This window comes from Kitasatospora sp. NPDC041917, from assembly GCF_055589745.1.
The window spans coordinates 1-16,901 of record NZ_JBVJBI010000042.1 but is presented as its reverse complement, the minus strand read 5'-3'; the positions used below and the strand labels follow the sequence as shown (position 1 = coordinate 16,901).

Below are 16,901 nucleotides of genomic sequence, written 5' to 3'. Positions count from 1 at the left end.
CGTCAGCCCTTCAGGCTCGCGCCGAGCCAGACGATCGGCCACGCCAGTCCGATGATCACAGCCCCGCGGAAGCACTTCGGCATACCCGCCTTGCCCCGCGCACTGATCTCGGGTCGGTCGGACATGGACCCGAAGCTGTCCATCGCGGCGCACGCGCAGAGCGCGGCCACCACGAGAACCAGGCAGATGCCCATGGTCCAGTTGACGATCGTGGTGAGCGCGCTGCCGACCTCCCCGGACGGGATCTCCGGCTTGAAGCCCTTCCCGACGTCGTAGAACGACCCGTTCGGGGCGGTGGTGGGGTCATTGAGCGGCAAGGTGGTCAGCCGGGCTGCCAGCAGCGACGTAGAGGTCGTCATGTGAGGGATCCTCCGAGGTGGCGGCCGTCCCGGCCGGGGCCCGCAGCGGGCCCCAGGACCTCTCGGCCGTGGTGATCAGGGTGTCGGCGAGCCCGGTGCCGGCCGCCTCGAACCGGCGGCTGAGCCGGTCGGTCCGCAGGGCGTGCGCCCGCCAGGCCGGGCAGTGCGGCACCCGCACCACCGCACCGACCCGGGGCGCGAGCATGGTGGCGACCGCGCGGCACTGCCGCGGCATCCCGTTGGCCATGCCGACCAGCGCCAGCACGCACCGCTGAAGCGGAAGGGACGCGGCCTCGGCTGCGGCGATCGCGACGGCGGCCGCCTCCAGGCCCTCCCGCGACGTCGGCGAGCAGATCACCGGCACCGCCCCCTCCAGCAGCATCCACTGGGCGGTGCGCGAGTGGACCCCGGCGTCACCGAGGTCGTCCGCGACGGTCAGCGCCGTGTCCACCACGCTCACCTGCCAGCCGCCGGCCCCTGCCAGAGCCGGCCATGCCGACGGCGCCGAGGGCAGGGCGAGCGGCGGTTCCGACCATGGCCTGCGGTCGGTGAGCACCTGGACCCGGCCGTCGAGGCAGGACGAGGCGGCGGAGCGGACCTGACCGGTGCTCAGAGGCCGGTCGACGGGTACGGAGGCGAGCCCGGCGCCGCCGGCCAGCGGCCAGCGGCGCCACGGCGACGACGCGGTCGACGCGCTGTCGAGCACCACCGTCGAGGCGAGGCGGGCCAGTCCGGCCGCGGCAAGCAGGGCCACGGTGCTCCGGCCGCTGCCGGCCGCCGCCCCCAGGACCGGGACGACGAGCCGGGCGCCGACGTGCAGCCCGGCCACGGGCGCGGACCTGCCCACCGATGTTCACTCCCTCCCACCTGACCGATGTTCAGCGATGCCAGTTCGATGCCAGTTCATGGCCATCACTGGCCGTAGCCGCACTGTCTAGCACAGTGACGACCAGCTCTGTTTACACTCGGCGATCGACTTGGAGCGGATCGTGACCAGGGGTATGCCGGTGCCGTACGACACCACCGACTTCGGGGCCGGGGCCGGAATGCGGCCCTGTCCTCGCTGCCTCGACGGCCGGCCGGAGGTGATGTCGGCCGTCGAGGCAGCGGCCCACCTGCGGCGTCGCCGCCTGCGAGTCCTCGTCTCCGGCCGCTCCGGGCACCTGCCCGGCCGGCAGGTCGGCCGACTCCGGCGGTGCGGCAGGCAGCTCCCGGAGCACACCTCTGCCACGATCCACGCCGACCTGCCCGGCCGGTCCGTACCTGACACGCCGACGGGTGCCACACGATCGGGGGACCTGGACTGTGCCCAAACGGACGATCCTGCTGGCGGGCGGCGCGGTCGCCGCACCCGCCGGACTGCTCGCCCTGGTGCTGCTGGCGGCCGCCACCGACGTACCCGCCGCAGCGAGCGCCCCGGGGCGCGGACCGTACGGCAGCGCGCTTCGGCCGGGCAGCGTCCCGGCGCCGTACGGTCCGATGATCGAGCGCGCCGCCGGGGCCTGCGACCAGGGCCTGACGTCCCCCCGGCTCGCCGCCCAGCTCCACCGGGAGAGCGGCTTCGACCCCAACGCCCAGAGCGCGGCGGGCGCCCAGGGCATCGCCCAGTTCGTTCCGGACACCTGGCGCACCTGGGGCCGGGACACCGACGGCAACGGGGTGAGCAGCCCGTTCGATCCGGCCGACGCGATCGACGCCCAGGGACGGATGATGTGCTCGCTGATCCGCCAGGCCCGCGACTCCGGCCTCACCGCCGACCCGTGGCAGCTCGCGCTCGCGGGCTACAACGCGGGCTGGCACGCCGTCCAAGCCGCGCACGGCATCCCGCCCTACCGGGAAACCCAGCAGTACGTCGCCGCCGTCGTCGCCGCGGTCCCGGACTTCACCGCCCCCTCGCCCGCCGGACCGCCGGCCGCCGCCGACGACGCCCTCCCACCGGGGTGGGACGTCCCGGCCGGCACCCACCCGCAGGCCGCCGCCGCCATCCACTGGGCCCTGGCCCAACGCGGCGGCTGGTACACCTTCGGCGGGGACTGCACCGACCCGCTCGGCACCGCCCCCTCCCACCGGTGCGACTGCTCCAGCCTCGTCCAGCAGGCCTACGCCCGTGCCGGGATCCGGCTGAGCCGCTCGACGTTCACCCAGGTCGAGGAAGGGCAACCGGTCGACCCGGACAGCGTCCGGCCCGGCGACCTCGTCTTCACCACCGGAACGGACGGCGGTCCGGGCCGCCCCGGCCACGTCGCCCTCTACATCGGCGACGGCCGCCTCCTGGAGGCCCCCCGCACCGGCCTCCAGATCCGGACGGGCAGCTACCAGACCTGGAGAGCAGCCGGCAGCGGCCCCAACCAGGTCGTCGCCGTCCGCCGGATCGTCACCTGATCCCCCGTCCGGGTGACCGGATCCGTCCACAACCCCGGGTTATCCACAGGAACCCGCACCACCGGCCTCCTGGGCCGGCCGGATCGGCCACCCTGACCGCCACGACAACGACCGACGAAGGAACTCACTGTGACGACCGCCTGGTTCGACCGTATCGCCGCCCGCCTTGCCGAGCCCGACATCCAGGGCCCGCTCTCGGCGGCCTGGTCCCTCGCCCACCAGACCGTGTTCTGGGCCCTGGCCGTCACCACCGACACCGGCGGCGACACCCTGGCCGCCTGCGGCACCCACAACCACGCCATCGAGCTCCGCGGCTTCCTGCCCGAGCCCGACGACGGCGACGATCCCGAAACCGACCTCACCTTCGCCGACGGTCCGCGGCTCGCCGAATTCCTGGAGCAGGCGGAGCGTCGGCTTTCGGCAGCGGCCGCCACCGCGGCGACGCCGGACGAGGTCTACACCGTCCTGGTTGCCGTCCGCCTCCTCGGGCACACCGCCGCCGCGGTGCGCACCACGCTCCGCCCGGCGCAGACCGCCCGGTGAACGCGGAGTTCGGCGAGTTCGTTGCTCTCGCCGGCAGCTACCTCACCGACGCCGACTACCTGCCGATCGAGCGGAGCTCGGAGCTCTACCGACGGACCGTCGGCCACCAGGTCGCGGACCTGCTGGACCTCCTCCTCGCCGTGGAGACCCGGTACGCCTGGGAACCGGTGGACACCCTGCCCGACCGGGCGCCCACGGCCCAGGCCCGGCGACGGCACCGGACAGTGCCCGCCGGGCCCGGCTGCACGTGGCCCTGGCCGAAGCCGCCCGACAGCTCAGAGCCGCCTACGGCAAGCCGCCGGCCCTCACAGCCCTCCAGGCATTCCAGGCCCCCCGGTACGTCCCTCATGCCATCCAGGCCCTGCGCACCGGCCTGGACCTGCTCGCCACCCACACCGATCCCGACGGCCGACCCCTCACCCGGCACGGGCTCGCCCTGGAGAGCACACAGCTGCGCACCGCCGTCCTGGTCAGGGTCCTCGCCCTCACCGGAACGGTCGCGGACCTGGTGGGCCGCCTTGGTTCGGCCACGTCCAGCACGTCCTTCACCGAACGCATCCGCGCCCTCGGCCGGGTCGTCGACCAGCTGGGAGTGGTGCAGCAGGAGATCCGGACGCTCGCCGCCGACCCGGACGTCCGGCTCGGTGCCGTGGCGCTCGACACCGTACGGCCCCGCGCGCTGCTGCAGCCCGACCCGCCCCGTACCGTGGAGACTCCCGCACAGCTCGGCACCGGCGCCGCCGCCTCCGCCAACCGGCTCGCGGACATCAGCTGGCGCGCCGTACAGGCGGGCGACGACTCCTACGCGCACACGGCCTCCGCCATGGGCACCGCAGCCCACAACATCTCCACCGTCTACCAGCTGACCCGGGCCCTGTATACCCACGCCGCCGACCACGCCCCGGCCACCGTCTCCGCCCACCTCGCCTCCGTTCACGCCGCCGACACCGCCTGGGAAACAGCCGAGCACGCCTGGCAGCGCGTCGCCGCCTGCTGGGCCCCCTACGCTCCGCCCCCGACAACACTCCCTCGGCCGTCGCCGCCGAGTCGCACGCCCTGGTCGACCGGGTGGGCCGGCTCCTCCACGCCGACCCGGCCTGGCGACTGTCCCACGGCCCCGGCGGCCCGACCCGTCAGGCCTGCGACATCGCCGCGGCCCTGCCGGTGTGGAGCGACGCCCTGCGCCAGATCTCCGCCCGCCTCCAGCACCTCGCCGAGGACCACGCCGTCCTCGCCGAACGCCTCGCCGACACCCGACGGCTGATGATGCGAGCCGCCGGCCCCGGGCACAACCGGCTGCCGGCCCGGCCGCTGCCCGCCGATCGGCGTGCCGAGCTCGCCGAGGAGTACCGGTCCGCCGGCCGGGCGAGCGCGGCCGCCGAGACGGCCCTCACCCGGGTGGCGTCGGCGCTCGGAGCCGACCTCGCCGCCCAGCACCTCCACCACCGGCTCGCCTCCATCCCAGACGCCCAGGCCGCCGACCGCATCACCCTCAGGCGCTCAGCGGCCCGGCTCGCCGCCACCGGGCAGAACCCGCAGCCGACCCGGCGTCCAAGGCGGAGCGGCCTGGGCCTGTGAACTACTGGACCCGCCGGGCGGAATCCAAGAAAGCGACGTGGCCGACACCGGTGACGATTCCTACGAGGTGCCTCCCCGCCAGTCGGCGCCGACACCTGGACCACCGGCAAGCACTGTGTCTTCGCCGCCGACCCGATCCACAGTCGGCTGCTCGCGGTCGAGCGGTGGGCCGACCTCGTATGTCCGCAGGACCACGCAGTGGCGGTTTGTGGCGACGACATTGGCGACGGCGGCATCGGGGAGCTGAAGGTCGTCCTGCGTCAGCCTCTCCGTCCCGGGCCCTGGTCAAAGCGGTCACCGGCGAACACGTTCCCTACGCCCACGCCTGATGACAGCCCGTACGATGCTGTCGAAGGTTCAGAGCTGGCTCGCCGGGGCGCCGCTGGGACAGACAGCCGCTGGGGAGTCGGCCCCGCACACATGGGGCTCCGGATTCGAACTGAATGGATTGGCGCGCTCTGAGCTCAATCGCCGCAGGTCAGGAAGTGTCGGCCCCGCGCTCGCGGGGATAGCTCGTGCCGCTCCTTGCCGCCTCCGTCCGGCATGAGGTCGGCCCCGCGCTCGCGGGCGATAGCTCCGCGGCGTTGGCGCGCATCCCGGTCGCGACGGTGTCGGCCCCGCGCCCGCGGGGATAGTCAAGAACCGCGAACCGTACCGGCGGCACCGCCAGGCAGCGGCGGCCAAGCTGCAGACCGACGAGGACTGCCTCTGGCCGGACGCGAAGTCGGAGACCCGGCGCCTGGACGAGGCCGATGCCGAGATCGTCCATGTCTATCCCCACGGGGAAGTACGCCAGGAGTTCTCCCTGTGCTTCCGCGCGAGGCCCGTGGGCGGCCGGCTCGCCGCCGGCTCCGAGTCCTTCGAGGTGCGTTGGGTGCCGCGAGAGGAGCTCGAAGGGCTGGACATCGCCCCGACGACCAGGTTCCGCCTCGACCACGGCAGGCGCCGCCGGACTCGGCCGGCCGCTTCGCGACCCGGTCGACCATGGCGAGCAGTGCCGGGCGGGCCGCGGAGACCACGCGGTGGACGACGTGGTCGGTGCCGTACCGGCGAAGGACCTCGTCGAGCCTGGACACCGGGTCGACCACGGCGCCGTCGGGGCCGCTGGTGAGGTCGCAGTACGTGATCGCGTCCAGCAGGTCCGACGGTGGCCGGCGGCACTCCGCGAGCGCGGTCGAGAGGCCCAGTTCGGTTGCCTCCCAGTCCGAGGAGGAGTGGTAGGCGACGAGCGAGCAGACCTGGGCATCGACGCCGATCCGGCGCCGGTGCCGGGTGTCGTCGATCATGTGCTCGCCGGTGTCGACCGCCGAGGGCGCGTACCCGACATCGTGGAGGATCGTCGCGACGCTCACCACCTCCTCGTCTGCCCCGAGCACCTTGGCGAGGACCCGGGCCTGCTCGAAGACCCGGCACGAGTGCGCCCAGCGCAGGGGGATGCCCGCGAGCAGCGATTCGGCGGTCCGGTACGCGAGGCTCAGGTCCATCGTTCAAGGCGGGGTGACACGGCACGAGGGTCATGACCGGTGGTGCGAATCGGTCGATGCCGGAGGACTTGTCCGCAAGGGCCTGGGGCTTCTGTGTAACCCACGCGGGTGACAGCTCGCTGTCCTGAGAGCTCACGGAAGGGGGATCCTGCCCAATCACGCGGGCAAGTGCCACCGCTGCGAGATGGCTGGTACACGACGCTGATCGGACACTCACCCGAAGCCACAGGTCGAGCTCGTTCGGAAATGACAGATAGTGGTGGAATCCACACGCCATGTCAGCGGATGACCGCCGGTGGAAGTTCGGTACGCCGTCCCAGGTCTCCAGCCCGTCACCCGACTGAACCGGATCCTCCGCAAACACCGGGTTTCCCACAGGAATCCCGGCAGGGCCAGGACAGTGACCACTTTGCGGGCAGCCTGACCTCCACGCACCCGCACGAAGAGCACACCCCATGCACGAAGGACGCACCCCATGAACGAGATGACCGAGTGGACCACCCGCACCACCGCCCGACTCGCCGCCGTCGACCACCCCACCGTGCTGGCCGGCGCATGGAACCTGTTCGACCAGACCGCGGCCTGGGCCATCGGGCCGGGCGCCGACCACGGCGACGCCCTTGCCGCCACCGGCGCCTACACCCTCGTCCTCGAAGCCCGCGATCTGCTCGACCAACCCGGGTACGACGACGAACCCACAGAGCTTGCCCTCGCGGACGGGACCGCGCTCGCCGAGCTCCTGGACCAGGCGGAACAACAGCTCGCGGCCGTCGCCGACACCACCGCGCCCGCCGACGCGCACGCCCCGGCCCGGGCCTCCCTGCTCGCCGGCCGGGCCGCGCGGGCCGTCCGCAACGCCACCGGCGGCCCCCGGTGACCGCGCGGTTCGGTGACTTCGTCGCCCTCGCCGCCGAGCACCTCGCCGACGTCGACCGGCTGCCTTTCGAGGACTCCTCGGAACTCGCCCGCACCGCGCTGATCGGGCAGCTCGCCGACTTCACCGAGATCGTGCTCGGCATCGAGCGGCGCTTCGCCTGGGAGGCCGTCGAGGCACTGCCCCACCGGTCCGGGCCCGCCGCCGGCATCTTCCCGCCGGAACCGCCGACCCCGGTCGGCCCGCGCAGCGAGCTCCACATGAGCCTGACCGAAGCCGTCACCCAGCTCCGGACCGCCCGCGGCACCAGGACGGCCGCGCTGATGAAACCCCCACAGTGCATCCCGCGAGCGGGGAAGGCCCTGCGGACCGGGATCGACCTGCTGGCCACGCACACCGGTCCGGACGGCGAACCGCTCACCCGTCACGGCCTCGCCCTGGAGAGCGACGAACTGCGCTGCGCCGTGCTCTCCCGGGTGATGCCCCTGGCCGCCACAGCCGCCGGCATCGCCGACCGGCTCGCCGACGCCACGTCCACCTACGCCTTCCCCCGCCGCGCCGCCGCGCTGGCCGAGAGCGGCCGCAAACTCCGCGTCGCCGTCGAGCAGGCGCGGATCCTCACCGCCCGGGCCCGCTCCGACGGCTACGACCGGGCCGTCGACCTGATCGCTCCCCGCCCCGCGTTGCGCGCCGACCCGCCCCGCACCGCGGAGACCATCGACCGGCTCGCTGCCGGCGCGGTCGCGAGCGTGGACCGGCTCACCGAGTTCGCCCGGCGCGCCCTCGACGGCGACCAGCACCACTTCCACACCGCCGCGGCCATGCGTACCGCGGCTGCCGACATCAGCGCCGTCTACACCGTCACCCGCACCCTGGTGGCACACGCGACGCTCGCCGGCCCGTCGTCCGAGGACCCCGGTCAGAAGGCATGCCAGTCGGCGGAGCGGCACTGGCGCGAGCTCGCCGCATGCTGGCGCCCGGTCAGGACCGCCCCCGACAGCACCACCTCGATGACCCCGGTCTCGGCCGAGTCCCACGCCCTGGTCGACCGCCTCGGCCGGATCCTGTTCACCGATCCCGCCTGGCGCCGGGACGACGGCCTCCAGGGCCGGCTCCGCGACGCCGCCGAGCTGGCCGAGGCCCTGCCCGCCTGGGCAGAGGCCCTGCGACACATCAGCGGGCAGCTGCAGCACCTGGCCCGGGACCACGCCACCCTCACCCGGCGGATGGCAGAGAGCCGCCGACTCCTGATGCGTGCCTCCGGACCAGTGCACAACCGCCTCCCCGTCCGGCCCCTCAGCACCGCGCGCCAGGCCGAACTCCACAACGGCTACCACCTGGCGGCCCTGGCCGGCGGTGCCGTCGAGGACGCCCTCGCCGTCCTTGCCGCCCGTGCCGGTGTGGACCCGGCCGGCCGTCGACTCCAACGCCTCGCCGCCGCACCCACCCCCGCGGCCACCGACCGCGCCGTGCTCCGGCAGTCCGCCGCCCGCCTCGCCGAACCCCAACCGCCCCAGCGGTGGCCCGTCAGCGCCCGGGCGCGCTTCCAGGGCAAGGGGATCCGCCGGTAGGCGCCGTGGAGCACCCCGGGCTGTCCGCCACCGGAGACACACCTGCGACATGTGCCGGAGACCCGTCCCGGACGCGGGCGAGGACAGCCGCACCTGCAACCCGCCGCGCCGACTGGTGCCGGCCCGGGCGTCGGTGGAGCTCTGCCGCTTCATCCCGCTGGCGCTCGCCGTCGTCCTCGGCAACCTGGTCTTCGGGGCGCTCCGGGAACTGCGGGACTGCTACGGTCTGGCCGTCGCGCTGGCCGGCGGCGGCGTGGTGCTGATCGCCGCCGCGATCGCCGCCTGTCTGGTCACCACGGTGGCGAAGTGGCTGCTGGTCGGGCGCTTCAAGGCCGCCGAGCACCCGCTCTGGTCCGGCTTCGTCTGGCGCAACGAGCTGTACGACACCTTCGTGGAGGATCTCGCCATGCCGTGGGGCGGTCGGACGCTGACCGGCACGCCGTACCTCAACTTCTGGCTGCGGAGCCTGGGGGCCGAGATCGGCCGCGGGATCTGGTGCGAGACGCACTGGCTGCCGGAGAGCGACCTGGTCACGGTCGAGGCGGGCGCGAGCGTCAACCGGGGCACGGTGCTGCAGACCCATCCGTTCCACGACCGGGTGATGCGGCTGGACGCCGTGCGGCTGCGGGCGGGCGCCACCACCGGCCCGCACAGCATCGTGCTGCCGGGCTCGACGCCGGGCGCCGGTACCACGGTCGGGCCCGCCTCGCTGGTGATGCGCGGTGAGAGGGTCCCGGATGGGGGCGCTGGCTGGGCAACCCGATCGCCGCCTGGCCGACGGCCGCGGCCACCGCCGCGGCCGTGGCGGAACGGGCGGAGGCGCCGCGCCGGGCCGCGGCGGGAAGCGGAGTACGTCAGGGTGCGGTAGTCGTCACGGACGGCACGCTGCACCGGGTGTCGGCCGCCGTACGCGTTCCCCGTGTACGGCGGCCGACGGCGTTCCGGAGCGGTCGCGGGTGGCTGGACCTCGGGCGGGGCCGTCGGGCGGGGCCGTCAGGGTGCCGGGCTCTCCGCGCCCTCGACGTCGGCGAGCAGTTTGCGCAGGAGCCCGTCCAGGGTGGCCCGTTCCTCGCCCGAGAGGGCGGAGAGCAGCGCGGTCTCGTTGGCCGCGTGGTCGGTGAAGGCGGCGTCCACGAGGGCGCGTCCGGCCGCGGTGAGGGCGATGCGGACGCTGCGCCGGTCCGCCGGGTCGGTGTGGCGTTCCACCAGGCCCGCCGATTCCAGCCGGTCGATCCGGCTGGTCATGCCGGCCCGCGACATCAGCAGCAGCGCGGCGAGTTCGGAGGGCATCAGTTCGTACGGCGCGCCGGAGCGGCGCAGGGTGGCGAGAACGTCGAACTCGCCGCGCTGGAGGCCGTGTTGCTTGAACACCTCTTCGACGACCCGGCCCGCGAGCAGCGCGAAGCGGCCGAGGCGGCCGACGGTGCCGACCGCCGCCAGGTCGAGGTCCGGGCGCTCCCGGCTCCACTGGTCGAGCATGACGTCCACGTGATCCATAGGGACATATTATTCGATGGGAGATAGTTAGACGTAGTACTATCAGCCAGGGAACTATCGGAGTGCTCACTGTGGGGAGAGGCCAATGACGTTGATCGGACCGGAAGCCGTGGTGGTGCGGGGCGACGAAGCCGAGACCGTCGGAATGCTCGGCGGCAAGGGGCGGCTGCTGGCGGACTCCAGCGCCACCGGCGGCGCCCTGAGCACCCTGCGCGTCACGCTGGGGCGCGGCAAGGACGGCGCCACTCCGCACTACCACGGGGGCTCCTCGGAGCTGTTCTTCGTCGTCGACGGCTCGGCCCAGGTTCTGGTCGGGAACGAGGTGGTCACCGCCCGCAGCGGCGACCTCGTGGTGGTGCCGCCCCATCTGCCGCATGCCTTCGCGGCGGCGCCGGACTCCGGGGCGGACCTGCTGATCGTGATCACCCCCGGGGTGGAGCGCTTCGACTACTTCCGCCTGCTGGAGCGGATCCGCGCGGGCGAGGCGACGGTCGAGGAGCTGCTCGCCAAGCAGGACCTCTTCGACAACCACTTCCTGGAGTCGCCGAGTTGGCGCGACGCCCGGGAGGAAGCCGCCCGGTCCGAGCCGTAGACCGCCCGGCACCGAGTCCGGACCGACACCAGGGGAGGAACCCCGTGACCGACACCCGCACCATCACCAACCCGCCCGGCCTGCACGACCCGACGCCGTTCGGCTACAGCCACGCCGCCTCCGCGCCCGGCGAACCGGTGTTCATCGGCGGCCAGTACGCCTCCGACGCCGGCGGTCAGGTCGTGCCCGGCGACTTCGCCGCCCAGGCGGAGCTCGCCCTCGCCAACCTGCGCACCGCGCTCGCCGGGGTCGGCCTCGGCTTCGAGCACGTGGTCCGGCTCGGCTCGTACATCGTCGACCACGACCCGGAGAAGCTGGCCGTCCTCGGCAAGGCCCTGGCCGGGGCCTGGGGCGACCGGCTGCCCGCGCAGACGCTCAGCGGGGTCGCCTCGCTCGCCCTGCCGGGGATGCTCTTCGAGATCGATGCGGTCGCCGTCCGGCCGACGGCGGGGGCAGCGGGCTGACCCACCCACGCGCAGGGGTCCCACCGGTCGGTGGGACCCCCCGCCGTACGCCGCCGTTCGAGCCGGCGCGGACCGCTCACATGGCCCGGGTCGCCGCGCACAGCCGTCGTTCCACGGTGTCGGGGCCGTCGCCGAGGAACAGCACCCGCAGGAACGGGCCCTCGTCGGTGGCGGCCGTGTCGAGGATCTGGAGCAGGGGCGTCAGCTCGCGGACCGGCTCGTCGACGAGGACGGCCTCGGCCCCGCTCACCAGGATCAGCAGCCCGGCCGGTGTCCGGTGGCGGGTCGCTGCTGCGCCGCGGCGCGTGAGGGATCGTCACGCTTCCGGGACGGGCACCACGCCGTTCCCCGGGCGGGATCTGGATGGTTACGCTCGGGCCATGAGTGACTTCCTCGTGGTGACGACGACCCATGACGACGAGACGAAGGCCCGCGAGCTGGCCGCGAAGGTGATCGGCGAGCGGCTGGCCGCGTGCGCGCAGGTCTACCCGGTCCGCTCGGTGTACTGGTGGGAGGGCGAGGTGCAGTCCGGCGACGAGTGGCGGATCGACTTCAAGACCCGTGCCGAGCTGGCCGGGCCGCTCAGCACGTTCATCGGTGAGCAGCACTCGTACGACGTACCGGAGGTCGTCGCGGTGCCGGTCGTGGCCGGCGCCGAGAGCTACCTGAACTGGATCAGCGCTGAGACGTCGGCCGGCTGACCGAGCAGGGGATGCGCCGGCTGGCCAGCGCGGTGAGGCAGAGCACGAGCAGGCGATGACTGAGCCGGGCAGTGGGCGGTGTGGCTGCGCAACCTGCCCGACGCCGAGCTAATCGACGTGGGTGCAGTTCGTTTCGAGTGAAGCTGCTGATCAAGCTGTTCGGGGCGCCGACCAGGATCGAAGCCGCCGGGCCGCTGCGGGGATCAACGCCTGCGCAGAAAGCCTCGTTTGGGGGGCTCGGGCTCGGGAGGCAGCATCTCCTTCACGTACTCGAGTTCCGCGGCGCTGAGGCGGGCGTGCCAGGTGGACACGGAGGGGGATCCATCGGACTCGTTCCAGCTATTGGCACTGGACACCTCCACCAGCCAGCTGGTGGGGGAGGTCCGGAACATGAGCGGCCCCACCGATCAGCCGTGGACGGATATTCGGAGTGGCGTCGGCTCATCCCCTCGGCGCGGGCGAGGGCCGCCTCCCGGTCACCGTCGACGGCGATTTTGGCCTTCAGCGACCATTCGCCGTACTGGATGCCTTTGCGGTTCGGCTTCTCGCCCGGCGTGAGCCAGCCGCGATGGCCACTGGCGGCGGCGTTCGCGGCGGCTCGGCGGCAGGGCCTCGGGCCGCATGACCACGCCCTTGCCGTCCACCTGGACCACCAGCGGCATCTCGCGGTTGCACGGGACGGGGATCCTCGCCCAGGTAGAAGCCGTAGACGTCGACCGCGGCGGCGACCACGAGCTCTTCGAGCCGACGTTTGCCCAGCGCCCTTCCGCAGCGGCGCTCGATGGCCTGCTGGGCCTCAGCCTGCTGAGTCGGGGGCAAGGGCCTTCCCGCAGAACGACAGCCTGAACAGAGGGTGGTGGTCGGCACCCCAAGGGCTGTGCCGACCACCACCAACTCCTACCGCGATTTGGGTCAGTTCGGCCGGTCGTTGCCCCGGTACAGCTGGGCGCCGGCGACGACGATCTGCCGGTCGGGGTCGGGGCGGGCATCGAGCTCGTCCGCGCTGCGGTAGCCAAGGACCGCGCTGGCACGCGTCGTACTGCCGGTGTTCGCGCCCACCGTGTGGAAGAGGGTGCCGTCGAACAACAGGACACCGCCGGCAGGGACGGGCACGGGAACCGCTTGGTCGGCGAGGTCCGCCAGCTCGGGATGCTCGTCCATCCACGTGCCACCGCCGTCGGGCTGCGGGACGCCGACGTACGGAGCGCGGTGGGACCCGGGCACGATCCACGTGCATCCGGTCTCCACGGTGGCGTCCTCGAAGTACACGACGGCGGTCAGCAGGCCGCGGGTGGGCTGGAGGATGTCGCGGTGCAGCCGCACCTGGTGGGCGCCGGAGGCGTTCAGCGAGCCCTGATTGTGCCGGTTGAGGACGTAGACGACATTGGGGCCGAGCAGCGAGGTGAGCGGCCCGAGGATGGCGGGGTGGACGATGAGGCGGTGCATCAGGGTGCGGTCGTGCTGGTAGAGCCGGTAGATCTTGGCCTGCCCGACGGGCAGGAGGGCGGCGCAGGCGCGGACCGTCTTGGCGACCTCGTCCAACAGGTCGCTGGGCAGACCGGGGTCGGGCAGGCGCAGGTAGCCGAGGTCGCGGAAGTGGCGGGCCTGCTGCTCGGTCAGCGTGGACAGGGCGATGCTGGGCACGGTGCTGCTCTCCTCTCAGGCGGTGCGGCCGAAGGCGGCCAGGCGGTCGGGTGTGCCGAGGTCGGGGGCCGAGGTGCGGATGTCGAAGGCCCCGACCGGGTGGCCCTGGCTGATCGCCCAGGGCATGAACTGCCGGTACAGGTCCGCCTCGCCGGGGTGGGCCAGGCGCCGGGCGTACTCCTCGAACAGCGCCCGGAACGGGGCAGGGGTGAGGACGACGGCGCCCGTGCTCGTGGCCTGCCGCAGCCCGCTGCGGCTCCCGGTCGGCAGGGTGGCGTCCACGCCCTCCAGCGCGTGGACGACGTGCCGGCCGTCGGGGTCGAGGAAGAGACGGCCCGCGTTCTGCGCGCAGCGGCCGGGCGCGGTGGTCACGGTCCACGTCACCGCTGCCGGGCGGGAGCGGTGCTCCGCGACGGCGGACGGAAGCAGGACGGTCGGGAAGAGGGTGTCGGCGGGCAGCACCACCGCGGCCGGGACATCGGACAGGTGGCCCAGGGCCGCGTAGGCCGCACCGGCGGTGCCGAGCGGGTGCTGCTCGCGGTGGATCGTCAGCTCCGCCTGCCGGGCCGACGGGTGGGTGAGGGCGTAGGTCTCGACTGCGTCGGCACCGGTGGCGGGGTCGGTGCTGGTGAGCACGGCGATCCGGCGGAACCCGGCGACGGTGAGCTCGGTGAGCGCGTGGCCGAGCATCGGGGTGCGGCCGATGGGGGTGTCGATTGGCACCAGCACCTTCGGCGTGCCCTGAAGTTCGGCTTCGGGCGCGGCACGCAGGCGGCTGCCCTTGCCGCCGGCGAGGACCAGGGCCACGGCCTGGGCGGGCAGGGAGACGAGTGCGCTGCTGTAGTACGGGGCGGCGCCGGTGGTGCTCCGATCGGTCACGGGGTCCTCCCGGGTGGAGGGTGGGTGAGGATGTGGTGCCGGCCCGCCCGTCTCGGGGGATTACAGAAGGCTCAGCGCGTCCAGGGCGAGGTAGGCGGCGGCAGTGTCGGTCATCTCGCCCCGGCGGAGCACGCAGTCGCGGAACTCGGTAAGGGAGAGGGTGACGACGTCGATGAACTCGGTGCGCTCCGGCTGCGGTTCGGCGACCTTGACGCAGTCGGTGGCGACGAAGGCGAAGCGGCGGACGTCGGAGTAGGCATCGAGCCAGTAGGGCCCGACCTCTCGTACCTCGCCCTGGTAGCCGGTCTCCTCCAGCAACTCGCGGGCGATCGCGTCCGCTGCGGACTCCCCGGGTTCGATGTAGCCGCCCGGCAGTTCGTGCAGAACGCGGTCGGGGCCCGGACGGTACTGGCGGGCCAGGATGACCTGCCGGTCGGCAGTGAGAGCGAGCACGGCGCCGGCCGGGCGCTCGCACTTGAGGTAGAACTCCTCCTTCCGTCCGTCGGGCAGTTCGAACTCGACCCGGTCCACGGACCGGCCGAACTTGCTGAAGGCGGTGGTGCGGTCGATCTCGCGCCACGATGCGGTGGTGATGTCGGTCGTCATGGCCAGGACTGTACGGCCCCTGGTCGGTACGGCGCGGCCGTTCGACCACCGCTCCTCGGCCGGTGCCTGGTGGCGGGTGGAACATCTCCAGGAGACCACCGGATCGGGTGACAACAGCAGAGCAGATCGGTAGGCAGTCTGCGGCAGCCCCAGCACGCTGAGCTCGCTGCCCGGGCCGAAGGTTGAAGGCGGGGCATTGTGACGAACACGCTGTTCAGACGCGCACGGCGCACTCGGGGCCTGACTCAGAGCCAAGTCGCGGAGCAGGTCCGCGCACTGGTTGAAGCGGACACCGGGCGGGAGTCACCGTTTGACGCCGGCTATGTCTCACGCGTAGAACGTGGCCTCATCACCTGGCCGCACAAGCACTACCGGCAGGCCCTCTGCACTGTGCTGGGCGCGGAAAGCGCGGCCGAGCTGGGCCTGACCGCCAAGCAGCTCCACCGCGAGGAGGTGAGCACCTCGAACCGCCGAGACGTCCTGGCCACCGCCCTCACCGCCCTGCTGCCACCTACCCCGCCCCTCACGCGCCTGCGCATGGGCGACATCCGCGCCATCACCGAGCGTACCGGCCTCCTGGAGCACTGGGACCGGGCCTCGGGCGGGCGCGCAGTGCGCGACTTCGCGCTGCGCGAGCTGCACGCCGCAGTCAGCCTCACCGAGGCATCGACCAGTCCGGCCGTACGCCGTGCACTGCTCGGTGCGATCGCACGCCTGGCGAACCTGACTGCCTGGGCGTCGTTCGACGCCGGTCTGTTCGACGAGGCCCGCTCACTGTTCCAGGTCGGTCTGACCGCCGGTCGCGAACACGGCGACACCGGACTGCTGTGCCACCTCGTCACCAACGCCGTCCGCCAGGAGATCCACCTGCGCCACCCCGGGCAAGCCCTCAAGCTGGCCGGCGAGGTGGGCGGGCGCCTGCCCGCAGCGGTGCGGGCGATGCTCTGCGCCGTCTTGGCCCAGATCCACGCCCTGAACGGCGACGAACGCCAAGTGGCCCGCCACCTGGTCGCAGCCGAGCATGCCTATGACCGGGTCACCGACCTCGCATCCGGACCGGCCTGGACCTCCACGATCACCGCAGCCAAGATCGGCAGCGACACCGGATTCGCCCTCTACCTGCTGTCCGCCACCACCGGCCGCGACAACCCGCAGGTTGTCGCCGACCTACGCCGGGCTGCCGAAGCCAGCACCGTCCAGGCCCAGACCCGGGTGCGGGCGATGGCCACCGCCCGCCTGGCCACCGTGCTCTACCGGCAAGGCGAACGCATCGAAGCCGACCACCACGCTGCCCAGGCCACCGTGCTCGCAACCACCGTCGGCTCAGCCCGCTTGACCTCCGCCCTCACCGACATGCGCCACGCATCCCGCACGCAGGCCGCTCGGTAGTCGAAGCACCTCCGGAAACCGGCCGGCCCCGCCCCCAGGGAGCAAGATCTGTGCGTTTCACCAGGTCAAGAGTGTTTTACCGGGCCCGTTATTATCGTGACGTTCCGATCGGACCCACTTGGAGTGCCGGTAAGAACCGTGTCACCAGCCGCAACCGGCGTGACCGGAGCGAGCCGGGCCATGCGGCAGGATCGTCTGCATAAGTCGGGTAGCCGGGCCACGTTGCCGTGACCCGGCCCACTAAGAGGGCGTTTGAAGTGAGTGGATTGCCCTTTATGCCCTAGTAGGTTCCCCGCCAGGTTGGTGTGCTCTCGTCCGTTATGCGCTTGGTGAGGTTG

At 72.8% G+C, this 16,901-nt stretch carries 19 protein-coding genes and 1 pseudogene; 11 read left to right on the top strand and 9 right to left on the bottom strand.

What is annotated here, in order from left to right:
* Positions 1–2 precede the first annotated feature (2 nt).
* Together ACZ6EM_RS33405 and ACZ6EM_RS33400 are read right to left on the bottom strand one after the other, a co-directional pair.
* Positions 3–359, bottom strand: coding sequence for a hypothetical protein (locus tag ACZ6EM_RS33405; protein WP_465774021.1), 357 nt, complete (start codon positions 357–359; stop codon positions 3–5).
* Positions 304–1,206 (bottom strand): hypothetical protein, encoded by a 903-nt coding sequence (locus tag ACZ6EM_RS33400; protein ID WP_465774020.1) that lies wholly within the window; start codon positions 1,204–1,206, stop codon positions 304–306. The genes ACZ6EM_RS33405 and ACZ6EM_RS33400 overlap by 56 nt, the downstream gene beginning before the upstream one ends.
* Positions 1,207–1,664: 458 nt before the next feature.
* Here ACZ6EM_RS33400 and ACZ6EM_RS33395 point away from each other — a divergent pair, with 458 nt between their 5' ends.
* The 4 genes from ACZ6EM_RS33395 (at position 1,665) to ACZ6EM_RS33380 (ending at position 4,862) form a co-directional block, all read left to right on the top strand.
* Positions 1,665–2,741, top strand: a complete 1,077-nt coding sequence (locus ACZ6EM_RS33395; RefSeq protein ID WP_465774019.1) for a C40 family peptidase — start codon at positions 1,665–1,667, stop codon at positions 2,739–2,741.
* A gap of 129 nt (positions 2,742–2,870) precedes the next feature.
* Positions 2,871–3,284, top strand: coding sequence for a hypothetical protein (locus ACZ6EM_RS33390; RefSeq protein WP_331768756.1), 414 nt, complete (start codon positions 2,871–2,873; stop codon positions 3,282–3,284).
* A 247-nt stretch (positions 3,285–3,531) separates the two neighbouring features.
* Positions 3,532–4,548: a hypothetical protein gene (locus ACZ6EM_RS33385; protein WP_465774018.1), complete on the top strand. Its 1,017-nt coding sequence runs from the start codon at positions 3,532–3,534 to the stop codon at positions 4,546–4,548.
* Positions 4,548–4,862, top strand: a complete 315-nt coding sequence (locus tag ACZ6EM_RS33380; protein WP_465774017.1) for a hypothetical protein — start codon at positions 4,548–4,550, stop codon at positions 4,860–4,862. Before ACZ6EM_RS33385 ends, ACZ6EM_RS33380 begins: the two co-directional genes overlap by 1 nt.
* Positions 4,863–5,497: 635 nt before the next feature.
* Here ACZ6EM_RS33380 and ACZ6EM_RS33375 read toward each other — a convergent pair.
* Complete coding sequence (locus tag ACZ6EM_RS33375; RefSeq protein ID WP_465774016.1) at positions 5,498–6,346, bottom strand: HD domain-containing protein; 849 nt, start codon at positions 6,344–6,346, stop codon at positions 5,498–5,500.
* A 475-nt stretch (positions 6,347–6,821) separates the two neighbouring features.
* On the opposite strand from ACZ6EM_RS33375, the gene ACZ6EM_RS33370 reads away from it, so the two are divergent.
* From ACZ6EM_RS33370 to ACZ6EM_RS33360, 3 genes are read left to right on the top strand one after another with little or no spacing between them, the layout of a single operon-like run.
* Positions 6,822–7,223: a hypothetical protein gene (locus ACZ6EM_RS33370; RefSeq protein WP_465774015.1), complete on the top strand. Its 402-nt coding sequence runs from the start codon at positions 6,822–6,824 to the stop codon at positions 7,221–7,223.
* Positions 7,220–8,791: a hypothetical protein gene (locus tag ACZ6EM_RS33365; RefSeq protein ID WP_465774014.1), complete on the top strand. Its 1,572-nt coding sequence runs from the start codon at positions 7,220–7,222 to the stop codon at positions 8,789–8,791. Before ACZ6EM_RS33370 ends, ACZ6EM_RS33365 begins: the two co-directional genes overlap by 4 nt.
* 49 nt (positions 8,792–8,840) lie before the next feature.
* Entirely contained in the window at positions 8,841–9,659 is an 819-nt protein-coding gene (locus tag ACZ6EM_RS33360; protein WP_465774013.1) for a hypothetical protein, read from the top strand.
* Between the two features lie 125 nt (positions 9,660–9,784).
* Here the strand turns inward: ACZ6EM_RS33360 and ACZ6EM_RS33355 are convergent, their stop codons facing one another.
* Positions 9,785–10,288: a MarR family winged helix-turn-helix transcriptional regulator gene (locus tag ACZ6EM_RS33355; protein WP_465774012.1), complete on the bottom strand. Its 504-nt coding sequence runs from the start codon at positions 10,286–10,288 to the stop codon at positions 9,785–9,787.
* Between the two features lie 85 nt (positions 10,289–10,373).
* On the opposite strand from ACZ6EM_RS33355, the gene ACZ6EM_RS33350 reads away from it, so the two are divergent.
* A complete protein-coding gene (locus ACZ6EM_RS33350) occupies positions 10,374–10,880 on the top strand; it encodes a cupin domain-containing protein (protein ID WP_063352400.1) in 507 nt (168 codons plus the stop codon).
* 44 nt (positions 10,881–10,924) lie between these two features.
* On the top strand, positions 10,925–11,344 hold the full coding sequence (locus tag ACZ6EM_RS33345; protein ID WP_380427871.1) for a RidA family protein: 420 nt from the start codon (positions 10,925–10,927) through the stop codon (positions 11,342–11,344).
* Positions 11,345–11,420: 76 nt separating this feature from the next.
* On the opposite strand, the gene ACZ6EM_RS33340 is transcribed toward ACZ6EM_RS33345, so the two are convergent.
* A complete protein-coding gene (locus ACZ6EM_RS33340) occupies positions 11,421–11,594 on the bottom strand; it encodes a hypothetical protein (protein ID WP_465774011.1) in 174 nt (57 codons plus the stop codon).
* A gap of 130 nt (positions 11,595–11,724) precedes the next feature.
* Here ACZ6EM_RS33340 and cutA point away from each other — a divergent pair, with 130 nt between their 5' ends.
* Positions 11,725–12,045, top strand: coding sequence for a divalent-cation tolerance protein CutA (gene cutA, locus ACZ6EM_RS33335; protein ID WP_465774010.1), 321 nt, complete (start codon positions 11,725–11,727; stop codon positions 12,043–12,045).
* A gap of 529 nt (positions 12,046–12,574) precedes the next feature.
* Here cutA and ACZ6EM_RS33330 read toward each other — a convergent pair.
* The 4 genes and pseudogenes from ACZ6EM_RS33330 to ACZ6EM_RS33315 all read right to left on the bottom strand — a co-directional run.
* A pseudogene (locus ACZ6EM_RS33330) lies at positions 12,575–12,843 on the bottom strand (ISKra4 family transposase); the annotation flags it as partial.
* A gap of 114 nt (positions 12,844–12,957) precedes the next feature.
* The gene (locus ACZ6EM_RS33325; protein ID WP_465774009.1) at positions 12,958–13,689 is read right to left on the bottom strand and encodes a phytanoyl-CoA dioxygenase family protein; all 732 of its coding nucleotides are present in this window, start codon (positions 13,687–13,689) and stop codon (positions 12,958–12,960) included.
* Positions 13,690–13,704: 15 nt separating this feature from the next.
* Positions 13,705–14,568 carry a nucleotidyltransferase family protein gene (locus ACZ6EM_RS33320; RefSeq protein ID WP_465774008.1) on the bottom strand — a complete coding sequence of 288 codons (864 nt, stop codon included), beginning with the start codon at positions 14,566–14,568 and terminating at the stop codon, positions 13,705–13,707.
* 60 nt (positions 14,569–14,628) lie between these two features.
* Entirely contained in the window at positions 14,629–15,174 is a 546-nt protein-coding gene (locus ACZ6EM_RS33315; protein WP_465774007.1) for an NUDIX hydrolase, read from the bottom strand.
* A 198-nt stretch (positions 15,175–15,372) separates the two neighbouring features.
* Between ACZ6EM_RS33315 and ACZ6EM_RS33310 the strand changes: the two genes are divergently transcribed.
* Positions 15,373–16,563, top strand: a complete 1,191-nt coding sequence (locus tag ACZ6EM_RS33310; protein WP_465774006.1) for a helix-turn-helix domain-containing protein — start codon at positions 15,373–15,375, stop codon at positions 16,561–16,563.
* Positions 16,564–16,901: the final 338 nt, after the last annotated feature.

What these genes read in the sequence shown, in the direction of transcription:
- cutA (WP_465774010.1), top strand. Translation starts at nt 11,725, where the DNA reads ATGAGTGACTTCCTCGTGGTGACGACGACCCATGACGACGAGACGAAG.
- ACZ6EM_RS33370 (WP_465774015.1), top strand. Translation starts at nt 6,822, where the DNA reads ATGAACGAGATGACCGAGTGGACCACCCGCACCACCGCCCGACTCGCC.
- ACZ6EM_RS33355 (WP_465774012.1), bottom strand. Translation starts at nt 10,288, where the DNA reads ATGGATCACGTGGACGTCATGCTCGACCAGTGGAGCCGGGAGCGCCCG.
- ACZ6EM_RS33360 (WP_465774013.1), top strand. Translation starts at nt 8,841, where the DNA reads ATGTGCCGGAGACCCGTCCCGGACGCGGGCGAGGACAGCCGCACCTGC.
- ACZ6EM_RS33380 (WP_465774017.1), top strand. Translation starts at nt 4,548, where the DNA reads ATGATGCGAGCCGCCGGCCCCGGGCACAACCGGCTGCCGGCCCGGCCG.
- ACZ6EM_RS33405 (WP_465774021.1), bottom strand. Translation starts at nt 359, where the DNA reads ATGACGACCTCTACGTCGCTGCTGGCAGCCCGGCTGACCACCTTGCCG.
- ACZ6EM_RS33375 (WP_465774016.1), bottom strand. Translation starts at nt 6,346, where the DNA reads ATGGACCTGAGCCTCGCGTACCGGACCGCCGAATCGCTGCTCGCGGGC.
- ACZ6EM_RS33315 (WP_465774007.1), bottom strand. Translation starts at nt 15,174, where the DNA reads ATGACGACCGACATCACCACCGCATCGTGGCGCGAGATCGACCGCACC.
- ACZ6EM_RS33350 (WP_063352400.1), top strand. Translation starts at nt 10,374, where the DNA reads ATGACGTTGATCGGACCGGAAGCCGTGGTGGTGCGGGGCGACGAAGCC.